A 16,605-nucleotide genomic window follows, 5' to 3' on the forward strand; every position below is an offset into this window, starting at 1 on the left:
GCCGTTTCATTCATCAGGAGGCGAGGTAAGGCATGGCGACGATTCACGTGGACGGTCAGCGCTACGACGTGGACGGGGCGGACAACCTGCTCGACGCCTGCCTCTCGCTGGGCCTCGATGTCCCCTATTTCTGCTGGCACCCGGCGATGGGCAGCGTGGGCGCCTGTCGCCAGTGCGCGGTCAAGCAGTACAAGGACGCCGACGATACCCAGGGCAAGCTGGTGATGTCGTGCATGACGCCGGCATCCGACGGCACCTGGATCTCGATCGACGACGACGAGGCCCGCGAGTTCCGCGCCAGCGTCATCGAGTGGCTGATGACCAACCACCCCCACGACTGTCCGGTGTGCGAGGAGGGCGGCCACTGCCACCTCCAGGACATGACGGTGATGACCGGCCATGACCGCCGGCGCTATCGCTTCCGCAAGCGGACCCACCGCAACCAGTACCTGGGGCCCTTCATCGCCCACGAGATGAACCGCTGCATCACCTGCTACCGCTGCGTGCGCTTCTATCGCGACTACGCCGGCGGTACCGATCTGGGGGCCTTCGGGGCCAACAGCAACGTCTATTTCGGCCGCCATCAGGACGGCGTGCTGGAGAGCCCCTTCTCCGGCAACCTGACCGAGGTGTGCCCGACCGGGGTGTTCACCGACCAGACCCACTCCGAGCGCTACACCCGCAAGTGGGACCTGCAGTTCTCGCCGAGTGTCTGCCATCAGTGCGCGGTGGGCTGCAACATCAGCCCCGGCGAGCGCTACGGCGACATCCGGCGCATCGAGAACCGCTACCACGGCGAGGTCAATCGCTACTTCCTCTGCGACCGCGGACGCTTCGGCTACGGCTACGTCAATCGCGATGACCGCCCGCGTCTGCCCGAATGGCGCAGCGAACGCGACGAAGGGCGGGTCACGCTCGAGGTCGATGCCGCCCTGGACCGCGGCGCCGACCGCCTGCGCAGCGCCCGCCGGGTGATCGGCATCGGCTCGCCGCGGGCCAGCCTGGAGAGCAACCACCAACTGCGCGAACTGGTCGGCGAGGGCAACTTCTCGACCGGCATCGTCGCCGCCGAGCAGCGTTGCCTGTCGCTGATGCACGAGCTCGGCCGCAGTTGCGGGCTGCCCACGCCGACGATCCGTGACGTCGAGGACCACGACGCGGTACTGGTGCTCGGCGAGGACCTGATCCAGAGCGCGGCGCGCATCGGCCTGGCGGTACGCCAGGCGGCCTATGCGCGGCGCGAGTCGCTGGCCGCCGAGCGCAGCATCCCCGCCTGGAACGACGCCGCCGTGCGCACCCTCGGCCAGGACGACTATCATCCGGTGTTCATCGCCTACCCGACGACCACCGAGCTGGACGACGTGTGTGCCGCCAACTGGGCCCTGGCGCCGGACGACATCGCCCGGCTGGGCTTCGCCGTGGCCCACGAGATCGACGCCGACGCCCCGGCGGTCGCGGATCTCGACGAGGCCACCCGCGCCGCGGCCCGCGACATCGCGGCCCGGCTGACGGCCGCCAAGCGCCCGCTGGTGATCAGCGGCGGTTCGCTGGGCTCGGAAGCGATTCTCCAGGCCGCCGGCAACGTGGCGCGGGCCCTGGCGCGGCGTGCCTGTCACGGCAGCCTGCTGCTGGTACGCCGCGAGGCCAACAGCACCGGTCTGGCGATGATGGGCGGCGAGCCGCTGGAATGGGCCCTCGACGAGCTCGACAGCGAGCGCGCCGATGCCGTGGTGATCCTCGAGAACGATCTCCACCGACGCCTGCCCGGGCCGCGTGTCGATCGCGCCCTGGATGCCGCGGCGACCGTGGTGGTGCTCGATCATCAGCGCACGGCGACCTGGGAACATGCCCACCTGGGCCTGCCGGCGGCCGCCTTCACCGAAGCCGACGGCACCCTGGTCAGTCTCGAGGGCCGCGCCCAGCGCTTCTTCCAGGTCTTCGATCCGGCCTATATCCGCCCCGAAACCCGCATCCGCGAGAGCTGGCGCTGGCTGCATGCGCTGCGTGCCGACGTGCTGCGCCACGATGTCGGCGACATCGCCCTGGATGCCGTGACCCACGACTGTGCCCGCCGCTATCCCGAGCTGGCCGGCATCATCGGCGCCGCGCCGGGGGCCGATTACCGCGTCCGCGGCCTCAAGCTGGCTCGCGAGCCGCACCGCTACAGCGGGCGTACCGCGATGCGCGCGCACATCGACGTCAGCGAGCCGCGCGCGCCCCAGGACCCCGATTCGCCGTTCACCTTCTCGATGGAGGGCTACAATGGCTACGACCGCCCGCGCGAGGAGGTGGCCTTCGCCTGGGCGCCGGGGTGGAACTCGCCGCAGGCCTGGAACAAGTTCACCGACGAGGTCGGCGGCCATCTGCGCGCCGGCGACCCGGGCGTGCGCCTGCTGGCGCCGCGCCCCGGCGACTATCGCTACGCCACGGCGATCCCCGAGGGCTTCCGGCCCCGTGACGGCGAATGGCAGGTGGTGGTGCTGCCGCGGCTGTTCGGCGGCGACGAGACCTCGTCGCGGGCCGCGCCGATCATCGAGCGCGCGGCGCCCACCGCGCTGACGCTCTCCGCCGATGACGCCGGGCGGCTGGGCTGCGCCGACGGCGCGCTGGTCGAGATGTCCAGCGATGCCGGCAGCCTGACCGTGCCGGTGCGCCTCGATCCGGCCTTCCCGGCCGGGATGATCGGCGTGCCGGCGGGGCTCGACCCGTCGCTGGTCGCCGGGGGGCGGGCGCGGCTCGCCGTGGCGGCAGCGGCACGTAGCGCCGCTGGGGAGGCGCCGCCACCCCGCGCCGGAGGGGCCGACTCGCACGCCGACCGGGGGGATCGCTCATGAGCTGGTTGTCGCCGACGATCGCCGCCAGCCTGATCGCCATGATCCAGGCGGTGGTGATCCTGCTGGGTGCGGTACTGCTGGGGGCGGTGATGACCGTGGTCGAGCGCCGCCTGCTGGGGCTGTGGCAGGACCGCTACGGGCCCAACCGGGTGGGGCCCTTCGGCTCGCTGCAGTTGATCGCCGACATGATCAAGATCTTCTTCAAGGAGGACTGGATCCCGCCGTTCGCCGACCGGCCGATGTTCGTGCTGGCGCCGGCGATCGCCATGGCCTCGCTGCTGCTGTCGTTCATCATCATCCCCATCACTCCGGGCTGGGGCGTGGCCGACTTCAACATCGGCCTGCTGTTCTTTCTCGCCATGGCCGGCATCAACGTCTACGCGGTGTTGTTCGGCGGCTGGTCGAGCGGCAACAAGTACGCCCTGATCGGCGCCATGCGCGCCTCGGCGCAGACCCTCTCCTACGAAGTGTTCATGGGCCTGGCGCTGATGGGCGTGGTGGCGATGGCCGGGACGTTCAACATGCGCGAGATCGTCAACGCCCAGGAGGGCTTGTGGTACGTGGTCCCGCAGTTCTTCGGCTTCTGCACCTTCCTGATCGCCGGCATCGCGGTGACCCACCGCCACCCGTTCGACCAGCCCGAAGCCGAGCAGGAGCTCGCCGACGGCTACCACATCGAGTATTCGAGCATGAAGTTCGGGATGTTCTTCATCGGCGAATACGTCGGCATGGTGCTGATCTCGGCGCTGATCGTCACGCTGTTCTTCGGCGGCTGGCACGGCCCCTGGCTGCCGCCGATCGTCTGGTTCGCGCTCAAGACCGGCGCCTTCCTGGTGTTCTTCGTGCTGCTGCGCGCTTCCCTGCCGCGACCGCGCTACGACCGGGTGATGAGCTTCGGCTGGAAGTTCTGCCTGCCGCTGACCCTGATCAATCTACTGGTGACCGGGGCGGTGATTCTGCTCGCCGACCCGTCGTGACCGAGGAGCGACCGCGATGTTGATGAACGTGCTCAAAGGTACCGTTTCCCAGCTGCGCACGATCGGCATGGTCTTCATGCACAGTTTCCGCAAGCGGGAGACGCTGAATTATCCCGAAGAGTCGGTGTATCTGCCGCCGCGCTATCGCGGGCGCATCGTGCTCACCCGCGATCCCGACGGCGAAGAGCGCTGCGTGGCCTGCAACCTGTGTGCGGTGGCCTGCCCGGTGGCCTGCATCTCGCTGCAGAAGAGCGAGCGGGAGGACGGCCGCTGGTATCCGGAGTTCTTCCGTATCAACTTCTCGCGCTGCATCTTCTGCGGCATGTGCGAGGAGGCCTGCCCGACCTCGGCGATCCAGCTCACCCCCGATTTCGAGTTGGGCGAGTACCGCCGCCAGGAACTCGTCTACGAGAAGCAGGACCTGCTGATCGATGGGCCCGGCAAGGATCACGACTACCACTTCTACAAGGTGGCGGGGCTGGCGATCGCCGGCAAGGACAAGGGCAAGGCCCGCAACGAGGCCGAGCCGATCGACGTCAAGACACTGCTTCCCTGACCGGGGTAACGAACGACATGGAAATCGCCTTCTATCTGAGTGGACTGGTCGCGGTACTCGCGACCCTGGGCGTGATCACCAACACCAATCCGGTGCATGCGCTGCTCTATCTGATCGTCTCGCTGATCAGCGTGGCGCTGGTGTTCTTCTCGCTGGGGGCGCCCTTCGCCGGGGCGCTCGAGGTGATCGTCTACGCCGGGGCGATCATGGTGCTGTTCGTGTTCGTGGTGATGATGCTCAACCTGGGCGATGCGGTGGTCGCCCAGGAGCGGGCCTGGCTCAAGCCGCGGGTCTGGCTGGGCCCGGCGGTGCTGTCCGGCATCCTGCTGCTGACCCTGGTCGCCACGCTGTGGAGCGGCGATGGCAGCCAGCGGATCACGGGCGATCTGCTCACCGCCAAGGCCGTGGGCACGCTGCTGTTCGGCCCCTGGCTGCTGATCGTCGAGCTGGCCGCCATGCTGCTGCTGGCGGCGCTGGTCACCGCGTCCCACGTGGGGCGGCTGCCGGCACCGGCCAAGCCGCCGGTGAGTCGTGAATCCGGAGCCCGCAAGGAGGCCTCATGAGCGGTATTCCCATGGAGCACGGTCTGATCCTGGCCGCCATTCTCTTCACGCTGGGCCTCGCCGGCCTGATCTGCCGGCGCAACATGGTGTTCGTGCTGATGAGCCTGGAGATCATGCTCAACTCGGCGGCACTGGCGTTCATCGTCGCCGGCACGGCCTGGGGGCAGCCCGAAGGGCAGGGGATGTTCCTGCTGGTGATCACCCTGGCGGCGGCCGAGGCGAGCATCGGCCTGGCGCTGTTGATCCAGCTCCACCACCGCTTCAAGACGCTGGACGTGGACGCGGCCAGTCGCATGCAAGGATGAGGACCTGCCGATGTCGTTGTTGCCCCTGACATTCCTGTTTCCGCTCGCCGGAACCCTGATCATCTCGCTGTCGCGCGGGCGTCTCAGCCCGCGGGCCGGCGCGGTGGTCGGGGTGACCAGCGTGGGCCTGGCGGCGCTGGTCGCGGCCTGGGTCATCTGGCAGTTCCTCGCCGGTGGCCGCGAGGCGGTCGACATGACGCTGTGGACCTGGGTCGCGGTCGGCGATTTCCAGCCCACCATCGGCCTGCGTCTCGACGGCCTGTCGCTGACCATGACCGGCATCATCACCGGCGTGGGGTTCTTGATCCACTTGTTCGCCGCCTGGTACATGCAGGGCGAGGCCGGGGTGACGCGATTCTACGCCTACATGAACCTGTTCGTGTTCAGCATGATGCTGCTGGTGCTCGGCGACAACATGCTCTTGCTCTACCTGGGCTGGGAAGGCGTCGGCCTGTGCAGCTATCTGCTGATCGGCTACTACTACGAGACCGCGGCCAACGGCTGGGCGGCCTTCAAGGCATTCATCATCACCCGGCTGGGCGACGTCTTCCTGGCCATCGGGCTGTTCATGATGTTCCGGGAACTGGGCACGCTGAATATCGTCGAGCTCCTCGCCAGGGCGCCGGAGGTCTGGAGCGAGGGCGCCTGGCAGGCACAGGTGGCGGCGCTGCTGATTCTCGGCGGGGCGCTGGGCAAGTCGGCCCAGTTGCCGCTGCACACCTGGCTGGCCGACGCCATGGCCGGCCCCACTCCGGTTTCGGCGCTGATCCACGCGGCGACCATGGTCACCGCCGGGGTCTATCTGGTCGCGCGGATGCACGGCATCTTCGAGCTGGCGCCGAACGTGCTCTATCTGGTCGGGGTGATCGGGGCGCTGACGCTGCTGATGGCCGGGTTCGCCGCACTGGCCCAGACCGACATCAAGCGCGTGCTGGCCTACTCGACGATGAGCCAGATCGGCTACATGTTCCTGGCGCTGGGCGCCGGGGCCTACCATGCGGCGATCTTCCACCTGATGACCCACGCCTTCTTCAAGGCGCTGCTGTTCCTGTCCGCCGGGTCGGTGATCGTCAGCTGCCATCACGAGCAGGACATGCGCCGGCTGGGCGGCCTGTGGCGCCGATTGCCGCTGGCCTACATCGGTTTCGTGGTCGGCGGGGCGGCGCTGTCGGCACTGCCCCTGGTGACCGCCGGCTACTACAGCAAGGACGAGATCCTCTGGCAGGAACTGGCCGCCGGCGACAACGGGCTGCTGCTGGCCGGCCTGGTGGGGGCCCTGCTGACCTCGCTGTACACCCTGCGGCTGATCATCGGCACCTTCCACGGCGAGATGAAGAGCGACAATGCGCGCCACGCCGAACCGGGGCGCGGCCTGGTGCATGGTCTGCCGCTGGTGGTGCTGTCGGTGCTGGCGACCTTCCTCGGCGCCTGGATCCATCCGCCGCTGGAAGGCGTGTTGCCGCAGGGGGCCGGCGCCGGCGACCACGGCATGGCCCATACCGTGGTGGCCATCGTCGCCTCGGCGACCTCGGTCGCCGGGATCCTGATCGCCCTGTGGCTGTTCTTCAAGCGCTGGGACTGGCTCGCCGAGCGGGTCCAGAGCGGCTGGGAAGCGCGCCTGTGGTGGTTCTGGAACCAGGCCTGGGGCTTCGACATCGCCTACGACTGGCTGTTCGTGCGCCCCTATCGCGGCCTGACGAGGCTGCTGCGGCGCGACATCATCGATCGCATCCTGCTGCTGCCGGCCTGGCTTGCCTGGGGCCTGCATCGTGGCCTGAGCCGGACCCAGACCGGCAAGTTGCGCCTTTACGCCGGCACCATGGCCGCCGGGGCGACGCTGATCCTGATCGTGCTGGTACTGGGGGGCTGAGACGATGACACGCAAACGACAAACGGGCGGTCTGCCGCCAAGGGTTAAACGACAGGGAATGCTCCGCTTATGACGCTGCTCTGGCTGATCCTGATCCCCTTCATCGGGGGCCTGCTGTGCTGGCAGGGCGAACGCTACGGGGGCATGGCGCCGCGCTGGATCGCGCTGGCGACCATGCTGATCGAGCTGCTGATCACGCTGGGGCTGTGGTTCCAGGGCGAGTACCACCTGCCCGGCGCCGGGACCGCCAGCGACGCGGTGCGCTGGTCGATGGAATGGCAGGTGCCGTGGATTCCGCGCTTCGGCATCAGCGTCCATCTGGCGCTCGACGGCCTGTCGCTGGTGCTGATCGCGCTGACCGGCTTCCTGGGCATGCTGGCGGTACTCTGCTCCTGGAACGAGATCGTCAAGCGCGTCGGCTTCTTCCACCTCAACCTGCTGTGGATTCTCGGCGGCGTGGTCGGGGTTTTCCTGTCGATCGACCTGTTCCTGTTCTTCTTCTTCTGGGAAATGATGCTGGTGCCGATGTACTTCCTGATCGCGCTGTGGGGGCACAGCGGCTCGGAAGGGCGCACCCGCATCCGCGCGGCCACCAAGTTCTTCATCTACACCCAGGCCAGCGGCCTGTTGATGCTGGTGTCGATCCTGGGGCTGGTGTTCGCTCATCACGCCAACACCGGCGAGTATTCCTTCGAATACGCGACACTGATGCAGACGCCGCTGTCCGACAACGTGGCGATGTGGCTGATGCTGGGCTTCTTCGTCGCCTTCGCCGTCAAGCTGCCGGTGGTGCCGGTGCATGGCTGGCTGCCCGATGCCCACGCCCAGGCGCCCACCGCGGGCAGCGTCGATCTGGCGGGGATCCTGCTCAAGACCGCGGCCTACGGCATGCTGCGCTTCGCGCTGCCGCTGTTTCCCGAGGCATCCCAGGCGTTCGCCCCGGTGGCGATGACCCTGGGGTTGATCGGCATCTTCTACGGCGCGGTGCTGGCCTGCGGTCAGCAGGACGTCAAGCGGCTGATCGCCTATACCAGCATTGCCCACATGGGTTTCGTGCTGATCGGCATCTACGCCGGTACCGAATTGGCACTGCAGGGCGTGGTGCTGATGATGGTGGCGCACGCCTTCTCGGCGGCCGGGCTGTTCATTCTCAGCGGCCAGCTCTACGAACGCCTGTTCACCCGCGACATGCGCGAGATGGGCGGCCTGTGGGGGCGCACGGGCAGCCTGCCCGGTTTCTCGCTGTGCTTCGTCGCCGCCTCGCTGGGCATGCCGGGCACCGCCAACTTCCTCGGCGAGTTCCTGATCCTGTTCGGCAGCTTCCCGGTGGCGCCCTGGACCGTGGCGATCGCCAGCTTCGGCTTCCTGCTGGCGGCGGTCTATGCCCTGCTGTTGATGCAGCGCGTGTATTTCGGCCCGCCGAAGGCAGAGGGGCTGTTCGCCGATCTCGACCGCCGCGAGTACCTGATGATGCTGTCGCTGCTGGGGCTGGTGCTGCTCTTCGGGCTCTATCCCCAGCCACTGCTGGACACCACCAGCGCGGCCATGGGTGAAGTCGAGCGTCTGTTCACGGCGGTATCACAGTCGTCCACTCTGCTGACGGGGGCACCATGACCTTGACCGCGACGCATTTGCTGGCGCTTGCGCCGCTGATTCTGGTCTGCGCCACGGCCATCGTGGTGATGCTGGGTATCGCCTGGCGGCGTCACCACACCGGAAGCGCCATCGTCACCGTGGTGGGGCTCAACCTGGCGTTGCTTTCGTTGTTTGGCGTATGGCAACTGGCCCCGCTCGAGACGCCGATGCTGGCGATCGACGGTCTGGCGATCCTCGCCGCGGCGCTGATCCTGATCGCCGCGCTGGCCTGCGCGACACTGGCGCACGCCTACCTGGAGCAGTTCGACGACCAGCGCGAGGAGTTCTACCTGCTGCTGCTGTGTTCCACGGCGGGCGGTCTGGTGCTGTCGGCGAGCACCCATCTGGCGACGCTGTTCTTCGGTCTGGAGTTGGTCTCGATGCCGCTCTACGGGATGCTCGCCTACACCTACCGGGCGCGCCGCTCGCTGGAGGCGGGGATCAAGTACCTGGTGCTGTCGGCGGCGGCGACCACCTTCCTGCTGTTCGGCATGGCGCTGCTCTACGCCGAGACCGGCCACCTGGACATCGCCGGCCTGGTCGACAGCGCCGCCGGCGGTATCGGTGCCTGGGGCCTGGCGGGGGCGGCGCTGGTGATCGTGGGGCTGGGCTTCAAGCTCTCGGTGGTGCCTTTCCACCTGTGGACGCCCGACGTCTACGAGGGCGGCCCCGGGCCGGCGACCACCTTCCTGGCCTCGGCCAGCAAGGTGGCGGTGTTCGCGGTACTGTTGCGTCTGGTGATGAGCGCCCCGGCCTTCCAGAGCGACTGGCTGCACGGCGTGCTGGCGGTGCTGGCGGTCGTCACCATGCTGGTCGGCAACCTGCTGGCGGTGACCCAGTCCAACCTCAAGCGCCTGCTGGGCTATTCATCGATCGCTCACTTCGGCTATCTGCTCACCGCGCTGGTGATCGGTGAAGGACTGTCCATCGAGGCGACCGGGGTCTACCTGGTCACCTACATGCTCACCACGCTGGGCGCCTTCGGGGTGGTCACGCTGATCTCGAGTCCCTACAGCGGTGAGGATGCTGCCGCGCTGCACCACTACCGTGGGCTGTTCTGGCGGCGCCCCTACCTGACGGCGGTGCTGACGATCACCATGCTGTCGATGGCGGGCATTCCCTTCACCGCCGGCTTCATCGGCAAGTTCTACATCATCGCCCTGGGCGTCGAGGCGGGGCGCTGGTGGCTGGTCGGCGCGGTGATCGTCGGCAGCGCCATCGGGCTCTACTACTACCTGCGCGTGATGGTCACCCTGTACCTGGCGGAAGCCGGCATGCAGCGCCGCGATGCGCCCGAAAACTGGGCGATCCAGGCCGGCGGCGTGATGGTGCTTGGCGCGGCGGTGCTGGTGATCCTGCTGGGGATCTACCCGGCGCCGATGATCGACTGGGTGCGCGTGATGAGTTCGGCGATGCTCGGGGTGGGCTGAGTATCGCCGGTGGTGTGGCAAGCGTGCCGCGAGAGATAGCCTGAACAAAACACCCCGCGTCCCATGGGCGCGGGGTGTTTTGTGGTTGCCGGTCAGTCCTGCGTGGTGTCGCCCTCGGGGTTGCGGGCGTTGTAGTAGGCCTGTTCGGAAATCGCGTGGTAGTTCTCCACCTTGTCCTGGAAGGTGCTGTAGGAGTCGTAGATCTTCTTGGCCATGGGATCGGAGGCGGCGAGTTCCGAGACCACCTGTGCCGAGAGTTCCTTGGCCTTGGCGAGCACGTCGTCCGGGAAACGCTTGAGCACCACGTCGTGCTCCTCGACCAGCGTCTTGAGCGCGTCGTTGTTGCGAGCGGTGTACTCGTCGAGCACCGACTGGTTGACGTCGGCGACGGCACTGCGCAGGATCGCCTGCAGGTCGGCGGGCAGCGATTCCATGGCCTGCTGATTGACGATCGCCTCGAACATCACCGTGGGCTCGTGCCAGCCCGGATAGTAGTAGTAATCCGCCGCCTGGTAGAGGCCGAAGGCCAGGTCGTTGTAGGGCCCGATCCACTCGGTGGCATCGATGGCGCCGGATTGCAGGGAGGTGAAGATCTCGCCGCCGGGCATGTTGACGATCGCCACGCCCATGCGGTTCATCACCTCGCCGCCGAGCCCCGGCATGCGCATCTTGAGGCCCTCGAGGTCGGCGACCGAATTGATCTCCTTGTTGTACCAGCCGCCCATCTGCACGCCGGACGCGCCGGCGACCATGACCTCCACGCCGAACGGCTCGTAGACCTCGTTCCAGAGATCCATGCCGCCGCCGTACTGCAACCAGGCGTTCATTTCCTGGGCATTCATGCCGAACGGCACCGCGGCGAAGAACTGCGCCGCCGGCACCTTGCCTTTCCAGTAGTAGGAGGCCGAGTGGCCCATTTCGGCGGTACCCTCGGAAACCGCGTCGAAGACCTCGAAGCCCGGCACCAGCTGGCCGGCGCCGTAGACGTCGATGGTCAGGCGGCCGTCGGACATCTCGTCGACCAGCTTGGCGAGACGTTCCGGCCCCTGCCCCACGCCGGGGAAGTTCTTGGGCCACGAGGTGACCATCTTCCAGTGATAGCTGTCCTGGGCCTGGGCGGTACCGGTGAGGCTCATCAGCCCGGTGACGGCGGCCGCCAGGGCCACGGCGGAGACTAGCGCGTTACGTTGCATGGTGTCGTTCCCCTTTGTTGTTGCGTGCGCGCCGGGGGGCGCGCGGTTTGTGGCGGACGGGGGTCGCCCGTCCGGAAAACACCGATGAATCGTGACTCCTACTTGAACTGGTCGGGCAACCAGGTGGCCAGTTCGGGGATGAAGGACAGGGCGACGAGCATGGCGAGCTGCAGCACGATGAAAGGCACCACTCCGCGATAGATGGCGGTGGTGGGCACCGACGCCGGCGCCACGCCGCGCAGGTAGAACAGGGCGAAGCCGAACGGCGGGGTCAGGAAGGAGGTCTGCAGGTTGATGGCGATCATGATCCCCAGCCACACCGGGTCGAGCCCCATGGCCAGCAGTACCGGCCCGACGATGGGCACCACCACGAAGGTGATCTCGATGAAGTCGAGGATGAAGCCCAGGAAGAAGATCACCAGCATGACGATGATCGTCGCGCCGACCACGCCGCCGGGCATGTGGTCGAACAGGTCCTTGACCAGCTCCTCGCCGCCGTAGGCGCGGAACACCAGCGAGAACAGCGCCGCACCGATCAGGATCAGGAACACCATGGTGGTGACGTGGGTGGTCGAGCGCACCACGTCGGTGAGGGTGGCGAGATCCAGCTTGCGGTAGGCGATGGCCAGCACCAGGGCGCCGAAGGCACCGACCGCCGAGGCCTCGGTGGGCGTGGCGAAGCCGCCGAGAATCGAACCGAGCACGGCGACGATCAGCGCCAGCGGGGGCACCAGCCCCTTGAGCAGCAGCGTGGTCAGCCCGCCCTGATGGCCGAGTTCGTCCATCAGTTCGCGGCGATCGGCCGGCGGCGCGGACTCGGGTTTCAGCCAGGCGATGAACGCCACGTAGGCGATGTACAGCACCACCAGGATCATCCCCGGCACCAGGGCGCCGATGAACAGATCGCCCACCGAGACGGTCTTGGGGCTCCAGATACCCATCGACAGCTGGGCCTGCTGGTAGGCCGAGGAAAGCACGTCGCCCAGCAGCACCAGGGCGATCGACGGCGGGATGATCTGGCCCAGGGTGCCGGTGGCGCAGATCGTGCCGGTGGCCAGCGACTGGCTGTAGCCGCGCTTGAGCATGGTCGGCAGCGACAACAGTCCCATGGTCACCACGGTGGCGCCGACGATGCCGGTCGAGGCGGCCAGCAGCATGCCGACGATGGTCACCGATATGCCCAGCCCGCCGCGCAGCGAGCCGAACAGCAGCGCCATGGCGTCGAGCAGGGTCTCGGCGACCTTGGACTTTTCCAGCAGCACGCCCATCAGCACGAACAGCGGTACCGCCAGCAGCGTCTGGTTGGTCATGATGCCGTAGAGGCGGTTGGGGAAGGCCGACAGGAAACTGGCATCGAAGTTGGCATCGATACCCAGCGACTCGAGGCCCATCCCGAGGCCGGCGAAGGCCAGCGAGGTACCGGCGAGCGTCAGCGCCACCGGATAGCCGAGCATCAGCACGGCGCAGATCAGTGCGAAGAGCACCAGCGGCATGAACTCCAGCATCAGACGCGCTCCTCGGTATGGTCGTGCTCGGGTTGCGGCGGGATGCGCCCGGCGATGACCAGCGCCTTGCGGATGATCTCGGCGATGCCCTGGACGATCATCAACCCGGCGAACAGCGGGATCAGCGTCTTGAGCAGGAAGACCGCGGGGATGCCGCCGGTGTCCGGCGAGCCCTCGAGGATCGACCAGGACTTGCCGACGTAACCCAGGCTGGTGAGGATCACGAAACTCATGAAGGGAATCAGCAGCAGCAGGGTGCCGAGCAGGTCGATCCAGGCCTGCTTTCGTGGCGAGAAGTTGCGATAGAAGATGTCCACGCGCACGTGGCCGTCATGCTTGAGCGTGAAGGACGCGGCGAGCATGAACAGCACGGCGTGCATGTACATCACCGATTCCTGCACGGGGATGCTGTTGAAGTTGAAGACATAGCGCAGCACGACCACCAGGAACTGGATCAGCATCATCGCCATGACCAGCCAGGCGAGCGCCTTGCCCAGCCGTTCGGTGATGGCGTCGATCCAGGCCAGGGGGGCTGGCAGGTGCGAACCTCGATTCATGGAACCCTCGCTTTACGTGGCGTTGTTGCCGAGTTTTCTTCGTATCGTCACGGCGGCCGCCGGCTTTAACGGCGACGCGTGACGAAGCCACGCCGGAATGGCGTCAGGTTGCCGTGTGGCGGGGGCGACGACAATGGATCATTGGTCTGACAGGATCCCCATCGCCTGCCGGCAACGTGCCGGCGGATGGATGTCGACGGCCAGGGGGAGGTGATCGGAAAACAGCTGGTCGAGGACCTGCAGGTTGTCCGCCTTCAGGGACGACGACACGAGAATGTGATCCAGGGCCCGGCGTGGCTGCCAGGAAGGATAACTCAACAGCGGGCGTACCGGGTCGAGCGGCAACGAGGTTCGAAAGCGGGTGTGCCCGTGGAGCTGCTCCGGCGAGCAGTTGAGATCGCCCATCACCACCACGTGCTCGAGCGGCGCGATCAACTCGCTCAGGTAGTCGAGCTGACGGACGCGGCCGCGATGACTGAGCGCCAGGTGGGCGATGAACACGTGCAGGGCTTCGGGGCCGTCGCCGTAGCGCACGTGAAGGGCGCCGCGGCCGGGCAGGGTACCCGGCAGACGGTGCTCCTCGATGCGCGAGGGCGTGAAGCGGGACAGCAGCCCGTTGCTGTGCTGGGCGACCCGGCCCAGGTTGCGGTTGAGCTGCTTGTAGTGATTGGGAAAGCCGGCGTGCTGGGCCAGGTAGGCGACCTGGTCGACGTTGCCCGAGCGGAAGCTGCCGCCATCGACCTCCTGGAGGCCGATGATGTCGTAGCCCTTGAGCACCTCGCCGATCAGGTCCAGGCGCCGCTGGCGGCTGGGGTGCGGCAACAGGTGCTGCCAGCTGCGGGTAAGATAGTGGTGATAGGCCGAGGTCTGGATGCCGACCTGCAGGTTGAACGTCACCAGCCGCAGCCTGTCTGCGCGATCCGTACGGGCAGCGCGCGCCGACTCCATGCTTACTGCCCCCGTTCGTCGCGAACCTTGTCGATCAGCTCGCCGGCGATCTTGGGCATGTTCTCGAGGCTGCCGGCGGTCTGCGGGGTGACCACGTAGTGGCCGTCGACCACCAGCGCCGGGACCCCCATCAGCTGGTAGGCCCGCATCTTGGCGTGGGCCTGGTTGATCTCGCTCTTCACGCCGAAGGACTCGATCGCGTCGAGGGCGGCCTGCTTGGTGACACCGTACTGGCTGAAGAACTCGGCGACATCGTCGGGATCGGTCAGGTGCTTGCCCTGCTGATGGATGGCGTCGAAGAAGTCCTCGTGGACCTTGTCGAGGATGCCCAACTGCTTGGCGGCATAGAAGGCGCGGGCATGGGCCGTCCAGGTATCGCCCATGGTCGCCGGGATGCGCTGGAAGGTGACGTCGTCGGGGAGCTGGGCGACCCAGTCGTTGAGCGGACCCTCGAGCTTGTAGCAGTGCGGGCAGCCGTACCAGAAGACCTCGTTGACCTCGATCTGGCCGGCGGGCACCGAGGTTTCCACCGGGGTGTCGAGTACCTTGTAGTCCTCGCCGGCGACCGGCGCCGCCATGACCAGGGTGGAAAAGCCGAGTCCGGCGATCGCCGCGATCCACTGTTTCAACATGCGCCCACTCTCCTTGCCAATCATCGTCTTGCCGTTAAAGGTAACAGATATCCGCGGCGAGCGTGATGCCGCCGCCACGCCTTTGAGTCGGCGTCGGCGATGAGGTTCCCGGGCTCAGTGCAGCCCGGAGAGGTAGTCGGCGAGCGCCTCGATCTGGGCGTCGCTCAGCCGGGCGGCGATGTCGCGCATGATCGCGTTGGGGTCGTTGTCGCGGGTGCCGCTGGCGAAGGCCTCGAGCGTGGCGCGGGTATAGGGGGGATGCTGCCCCGACAGTGCCGGGAAGCCGGCGGCGCCCAGCCCCTGCCCGGTCGGGGTGTGGCAGGCCGCGCACGCCGGCAGGCCGGCCTCGGGATCGCCCCCCTTGTAGAGGCGGCGTCCCCGTTCGGCGAGGGCCGGGTCGGCCTGGCCGAGATGGGATGGCAGGCTCGCGTAGTAGGCGGCCAGATCGGCGATGTCCCGGTCGTCGAGCCCGGCGACCACCCCGGCCATCTGCGGCACGGAACGCCGGCCGTCGCGGATGTCGGCCAGCTGCTTGGCCAGGTAGCTGGCCTGCTGTCCGGCGAGGTTGGGGAAGGCGGGCACCTGGCTGACGCCCTCGGCACCATGGCAGGCGCTGCAGACCTGGGCCTTGTCGCGGCCGGCCTCGGCCGAGCCGGGCGTCGCGATCGGTGTCTGGGCCCATGCGCCGCCGGCCCCGCCCAGTACGGTGACCAGTGCGGCGGCCAGGCCCATCAGAATCCGTTTCATCGCCTGCGTCATCCTGCCGGCCGTGTACATGAACACCCGCTGAGGGGCCGTGGCACGTGCGGCGAGGGTTCGCCGCCGTCGAGAGCGGGATGCTACACTAGCCCGCTTCGCGTCGTCCGCTGCTCGCGAGTATAGCCAATCGCCCTACCGGGGTGAACGCGACCGGCGGTCGCCCACGTCGCTTCCGGCCGGGCCGCCCGCCGGGCCCGTCGTCAACGTCAGAACGAGATCCATCGTGACCCGCCTCAACTATCACTCCGCGCGTTTCATGACCAGCGCGCCGACCCTGGCCCAATGCCCCGACGACAGGGGTCGCGAGGTCGCCTTCGCCGGGCGCTCCAACGCCGGCAAGTCGAGCGCGATCAATACCCTCTGCCAGCAGAAGGCGCTGGCCCGCACCTCCAAGACGCCGGGACGCACGCAACTGATCAACTTCTTCGGCCTGGGCAGCGATACGACCCGTCGCCTGGTGGACCTGCCCGGCTACGGTTACGCCAAGGTGCCCGAGTCGGTCAAGCTCGAGTGGCAGCGTCACCTGGCGGACTACCTGCAGCGCCGTCAGTCGCTGCAGGGGCTGGTGCTGCTGATGGACGTGCGCCACCCGCTCAGCGACTTCGACGAGATGATGCTGGGCTGGGCCGACGAGCAGGAGATGCCGGTGCACATCCTGCTCACCAAGGCCGACAAGCTCAAGCCGGGGGCGGCGAAGAACATGCACCAGAAGGTCCGCAGCCAGCTCCGCGAATGGGAGGACCTGGTCAGCATCCAGCTGTTCTCGGCGCTCAAGCGCCAGGGGCTGGAGACCCTCACCGCGCGGCTCGACGGCTGGCTGGGCGACGCCGAGGCGTGACCG

At 67.5% G+C, this 16,605-nt stretch carries 15 protein-coding genes; 9 read left to right on the forward strand and 6 right to left on the reverse strand.

Annotation, left to right across the window (positions count from 1 at the left end; translation table 11 throughout):
* Nucleotides 1-32: 32 nt before the first annotated feature.
* The 8 genes from nuoG to nuoN all read left to right on the forward strand — a co-directional run bounded on the left by nuoG (nt 33) and on the right by nuoN (nt 10,170).
* Entirely contained in the window at nt 33-2,834 is a 2,802-nt protein-coding gene (nuoG, locus tag D0901_RS14600) for an NADH-quinone oxidoreductase subunit NuoG (protein ID WP_129141040.1), read from the forward strand.
* A complete protein-coding gene (gene nuoH, locus D0901_RS14605) occupies nt 2,831-3,811 on the forward strand; it encodes an NADH-quinone oxidoreductase subunit NuoH (protein WP_129141041.1) in 981 nt (326 codons plus the stop codon). The genes nuoG and nuoH overlap by 4 nt, the downstream gene beginning before the upstream one ends.
* 16 nt (nt 3,812-3,827) lie before the next feature.
* Nucleotides 3,828-4,367: an NADH-quinone oxidoreductase subunit NuoI gene (gene nuoI, locus D0901_RS14610; protein WP_129141042.1), complete on the forward strand. Its 540-nt coding sequence runs from the start codon at nt 3,828-3,830 to the stop codon at nt 4,365-4,367.
* A gap of 17 nt (nt 4,368-4,384) precedes the next feature.
* Nucleotides 4,385-4,930: an NADH-quinone oxidoreductase subunit J gene (gene nuoJ, locus D0901_RS14615; RefSeq protein ID WP_129141043.1), complete on the forward strand. Its 546-nt coding sequence runs from the start codon at nt 4,385-4,387 to the stop codon at nt 4,928-4,930.
* Nucleotides 4,927-5,235: an NADH-quinone oxidoreductase subunit NuoK gene (nuoK, locus tag D0901_RS14620; RefSeq protein WP_129141044.1), complete on the forward strand. Its 309-nt coding sequence runs from the start codon at nt 4,927-4,929 to the stop codon at nt 5,233-5,235. The genes nuoJ and nuoK overlap by 4 nt, the downstream gene beginning before the upstream one ends.
* 10 nt (nt 5,236-5,245) lie before the next feature.
* Complete coding sequence (gene nuoL / locus D0901_RS14625; RefSeq protein ID WP_129141045.1) at nt 5,246-7,105, forward strand: NADH-quinone oxidoreductase subunit L; 1,860 nt, start codon at nt 5,246-5,248, stop codon at nt 7,103-7,105.
* Nucleotides 7,106-7,174: 69 nt separating this feature from the next.
* Nucleotides 7,175-8,719: an NADH-quinone oxidoreductase subunit M gene (gene nuoM, locus D0901_RS14630; protein ID WP_129141046.1), complete on the forward strand. Its 1,545-nt coding sequence runs from the start codon at nt 7,175-7,177 to the stop codon at nt 8,717-8,719.
* On the forward strand, nt 8,716-10,170 hold the full coding sequence (gene nuoN / locus D0901_RS14635) for an NADH-quinone oxidoreductase subunit NuoN (RefSeq protein WP_129141047.1): 1,455 nt from the start codon (nt 8,716-8,718) through the stop codon (nt 10,168-10,170). The genes nuoM and nuoN overlap by 4 nt, the downstream gene beginning before the upstream one ends.
* A 92-nt stretch (nt 10,171-10,262) precedes the next feature.
* On the opposite strand, the gene D0901_RS14640 is transcribed toward nuoN, so the two are convergent.
* From D0901_RS14640 to D0901_RS14665, 6 genes are all read right to left on the reverse strand, one after another.
* Nucleotides 10,263-11,306 carry a TRAP transporter substrate-binding protein gene (locus D0901_RS14640; RefSeq protein ID WP_233440436.1) on the reverse strand — a complete coding sequence of 348 codons (1,044 nt, stop codon included), beginning with the start codon at nt 11,304-11,306 and terminating at the stop codon, nt 10,263-10,265.
* 155 nt (nt 11,307-11,461) lie between these two features.
* On the reverse strand, nt 11,462-12,868 hold the full coding sequence (locus D0901_RS14645) for a TRAP transporter large permease (RefSeq protein ID WP_129141049.1): 1,407 nt from the start codon (nt 12,866-12,868) through the stop codon (nt 11,462-11,464).
* A complete protein-coding gene (locus D0901_RS14650) occupies nt 12,868-13,425 on the reverse strand; it encodes a TRAP transporter small permease subunit (RefSeq protein WP_129141050.1) in 558 nt (185 codons plus the stop codon). Before D0901_RS14650 ends, D0901_RS14645 begins: the two co-directional genes overlap by 1 nt.
* A gap of 138 nt (nt 13,426-13,563) precedes the next feature.
* Nucleotides 13,564-14,373, reverse strand: coding sequence for an endonuclease/exonuclease/phosphatase family protein (locus D0901_RS14655; protein ID WP_129141051.1), 810 nt, complete (start codon nt 14,371-14,373; stop codon nt 13,564-13,566).
* 2 nt (nt 14,374-14,375) lie between these two features.
* Nucleotides 14,376-15,005 carry a thiol:disulfide interchange protein DsbA/DsbL gene (locus tag D0901_RS14660; RefSeq protein WP_129141052.1) on the reverse strand — a complete coding sequence of 210 codons (630 nt, stop codon included), beginning with the start codon at nt 15,003-15,005 and terminating at the stop codon, nt 14,376-14,378.
* A gap of 114 nt (nt 15,006-15,119) precedes the next feature.
* On the reverse strand, nt 15,120-15,752 hold the full coding sequence (locus D0901_RS14665) for a c-type cytochrome (protein ID WP_129141053.1): 633 nt from the start codon (nt 15,750-15,752) through the stop codon (nt 15,120-15,122).
* Nucleotides 15,753-16,020: 268 nt separating this feature from the next.
* Here D0901_RS14665 and yihA point away from each other — a divergent pair, with 268 nt between their 5' ends.
* Nucleotides 16,021-16,602 carry a ribosome biogenesis GTP-binding protein YihA/YsxC gene (yihA, locus tag D0901_RS14670; protein ID WP_233440437.1) on the forward strand — a complete coding sequence of 194 codons (582 nt, stop codon included), beginning with the start codon at nt 16,021-16,023 and terminating at the stop codon, nt 16,600-16,602.
* The last annotated feature ends 3 nt before the right edge of the window (nt 16,603-16,605 follow it).

The organism is Modicisalibacter coralii (assembly GCF_004117855.1).
GTDB lineage: Bacteria > Pseudomonadota > Gammaproteobacteria > Pseudomonadales > Halomonadaceae > Modicisalibacter > Modicisalibacter coralii.

Bases quoted from the DNA above. Each gene is read 5' to 3' on its own strand.
- nuoG (WP_129141040.1), top strand. From the start codon at position 33: ATGGCGACGATTCACGTGGACGGTCAGCGCTACGACGTGGACGGGGCG.
- nuoH (WP_129141041.1), top strand. From the start codon at position 2,831: ATGAGCTGGTTGTCGCCGACGATCGCCGCCAGCCTGATCGCCATGATC.
- nuoI (WP_129141042.1), top strand. From the start codon at position 3,828: ATGTTGATGAACGTGCTCAAAGGTACCGTTTCCCAGCTGCGCACGATC.
- nuoJ (WP_129141043.1), top strand. From the start codon at position 4,385: ATGGAAATCGCCTTCTATCTGAGTGGACTGGTCGCGGTACTCGCGACC.
- nuoK (WP_129141044.1), top strand. From the start codon at position 4,927: ATGAGCGGTATTCCCATGGAGCACGGTCTGATCCTGGCCGCCATTCTC.
- nuoL (WP_129141045.1), top strand. From the start codon at position 5,246: ATGTCGTTGTTGCCCCTGACATTCCTGTTTCCGCTCGCCGGAACCCTG.
- nuoM (WP_129141046.1), top strand. From the start codon at position 7,175: ATGACGCTGCTCTGGCTGATCCTGATCCCCTTCATCGGGGGCCTGCTG.
- nuoN (WP_129141047.1), top strand. From the start codon at position 8,716: ATGACCTTGACCGCGACGCATTTGCTGGCGCTTGCGCCGCTGATTCTG.
- D0901_RS14640 (WP_233440436.1), bottom strand. From the start codon at position 11,306: ATGAGCCTCACCGGTACCGCCCAGGCCCAGGACAGCTATCACTGGAAG.
- D0901_RS14645 (WP_129141049.1), bottom strand. From the start codon at position 12,868: ATGCTGGAGTTCATGCCGCTGGTGCTCTTCGCACTGATCTGCGCCGTG.
- D0901_RS14650 (WP_129141050.1), bottom strand. From the start codon at position 13,425: ATGAATCGAGGTTCGCACCTGCCAGCCCCCCTGGCCTGGATCGACGCC.
- D0901_RS14655 (WP_129141051.1), bottom strand. From the start codon at position 14,373: ATGGAGTCGGCGCGCGCTGCCCGTACGGATCGCGCAGACAGGCTGCGG.
- D0901_RS14660 (WP_129141052.1), bottom strand. From the start codon at position 15,005: ATGTTGAAACAGTGGATCGCGGCGATCGCCGGACTCGGCTTTTCCACC.
- D0901_RS14665 (WP_129141053.1), bottom strand. From the start codon at position 15,752: ATGAAACGGATTCTGATGGGCCTGGCCGCCGCACTGGTCACCGTACTG.
- yihA (WP_233440437.1), top strand. From the start codon at position 16,021: ATGACCAGCGCGCCGACCCTGGCCCAATGCCCCGACGACAGGGGTCGC.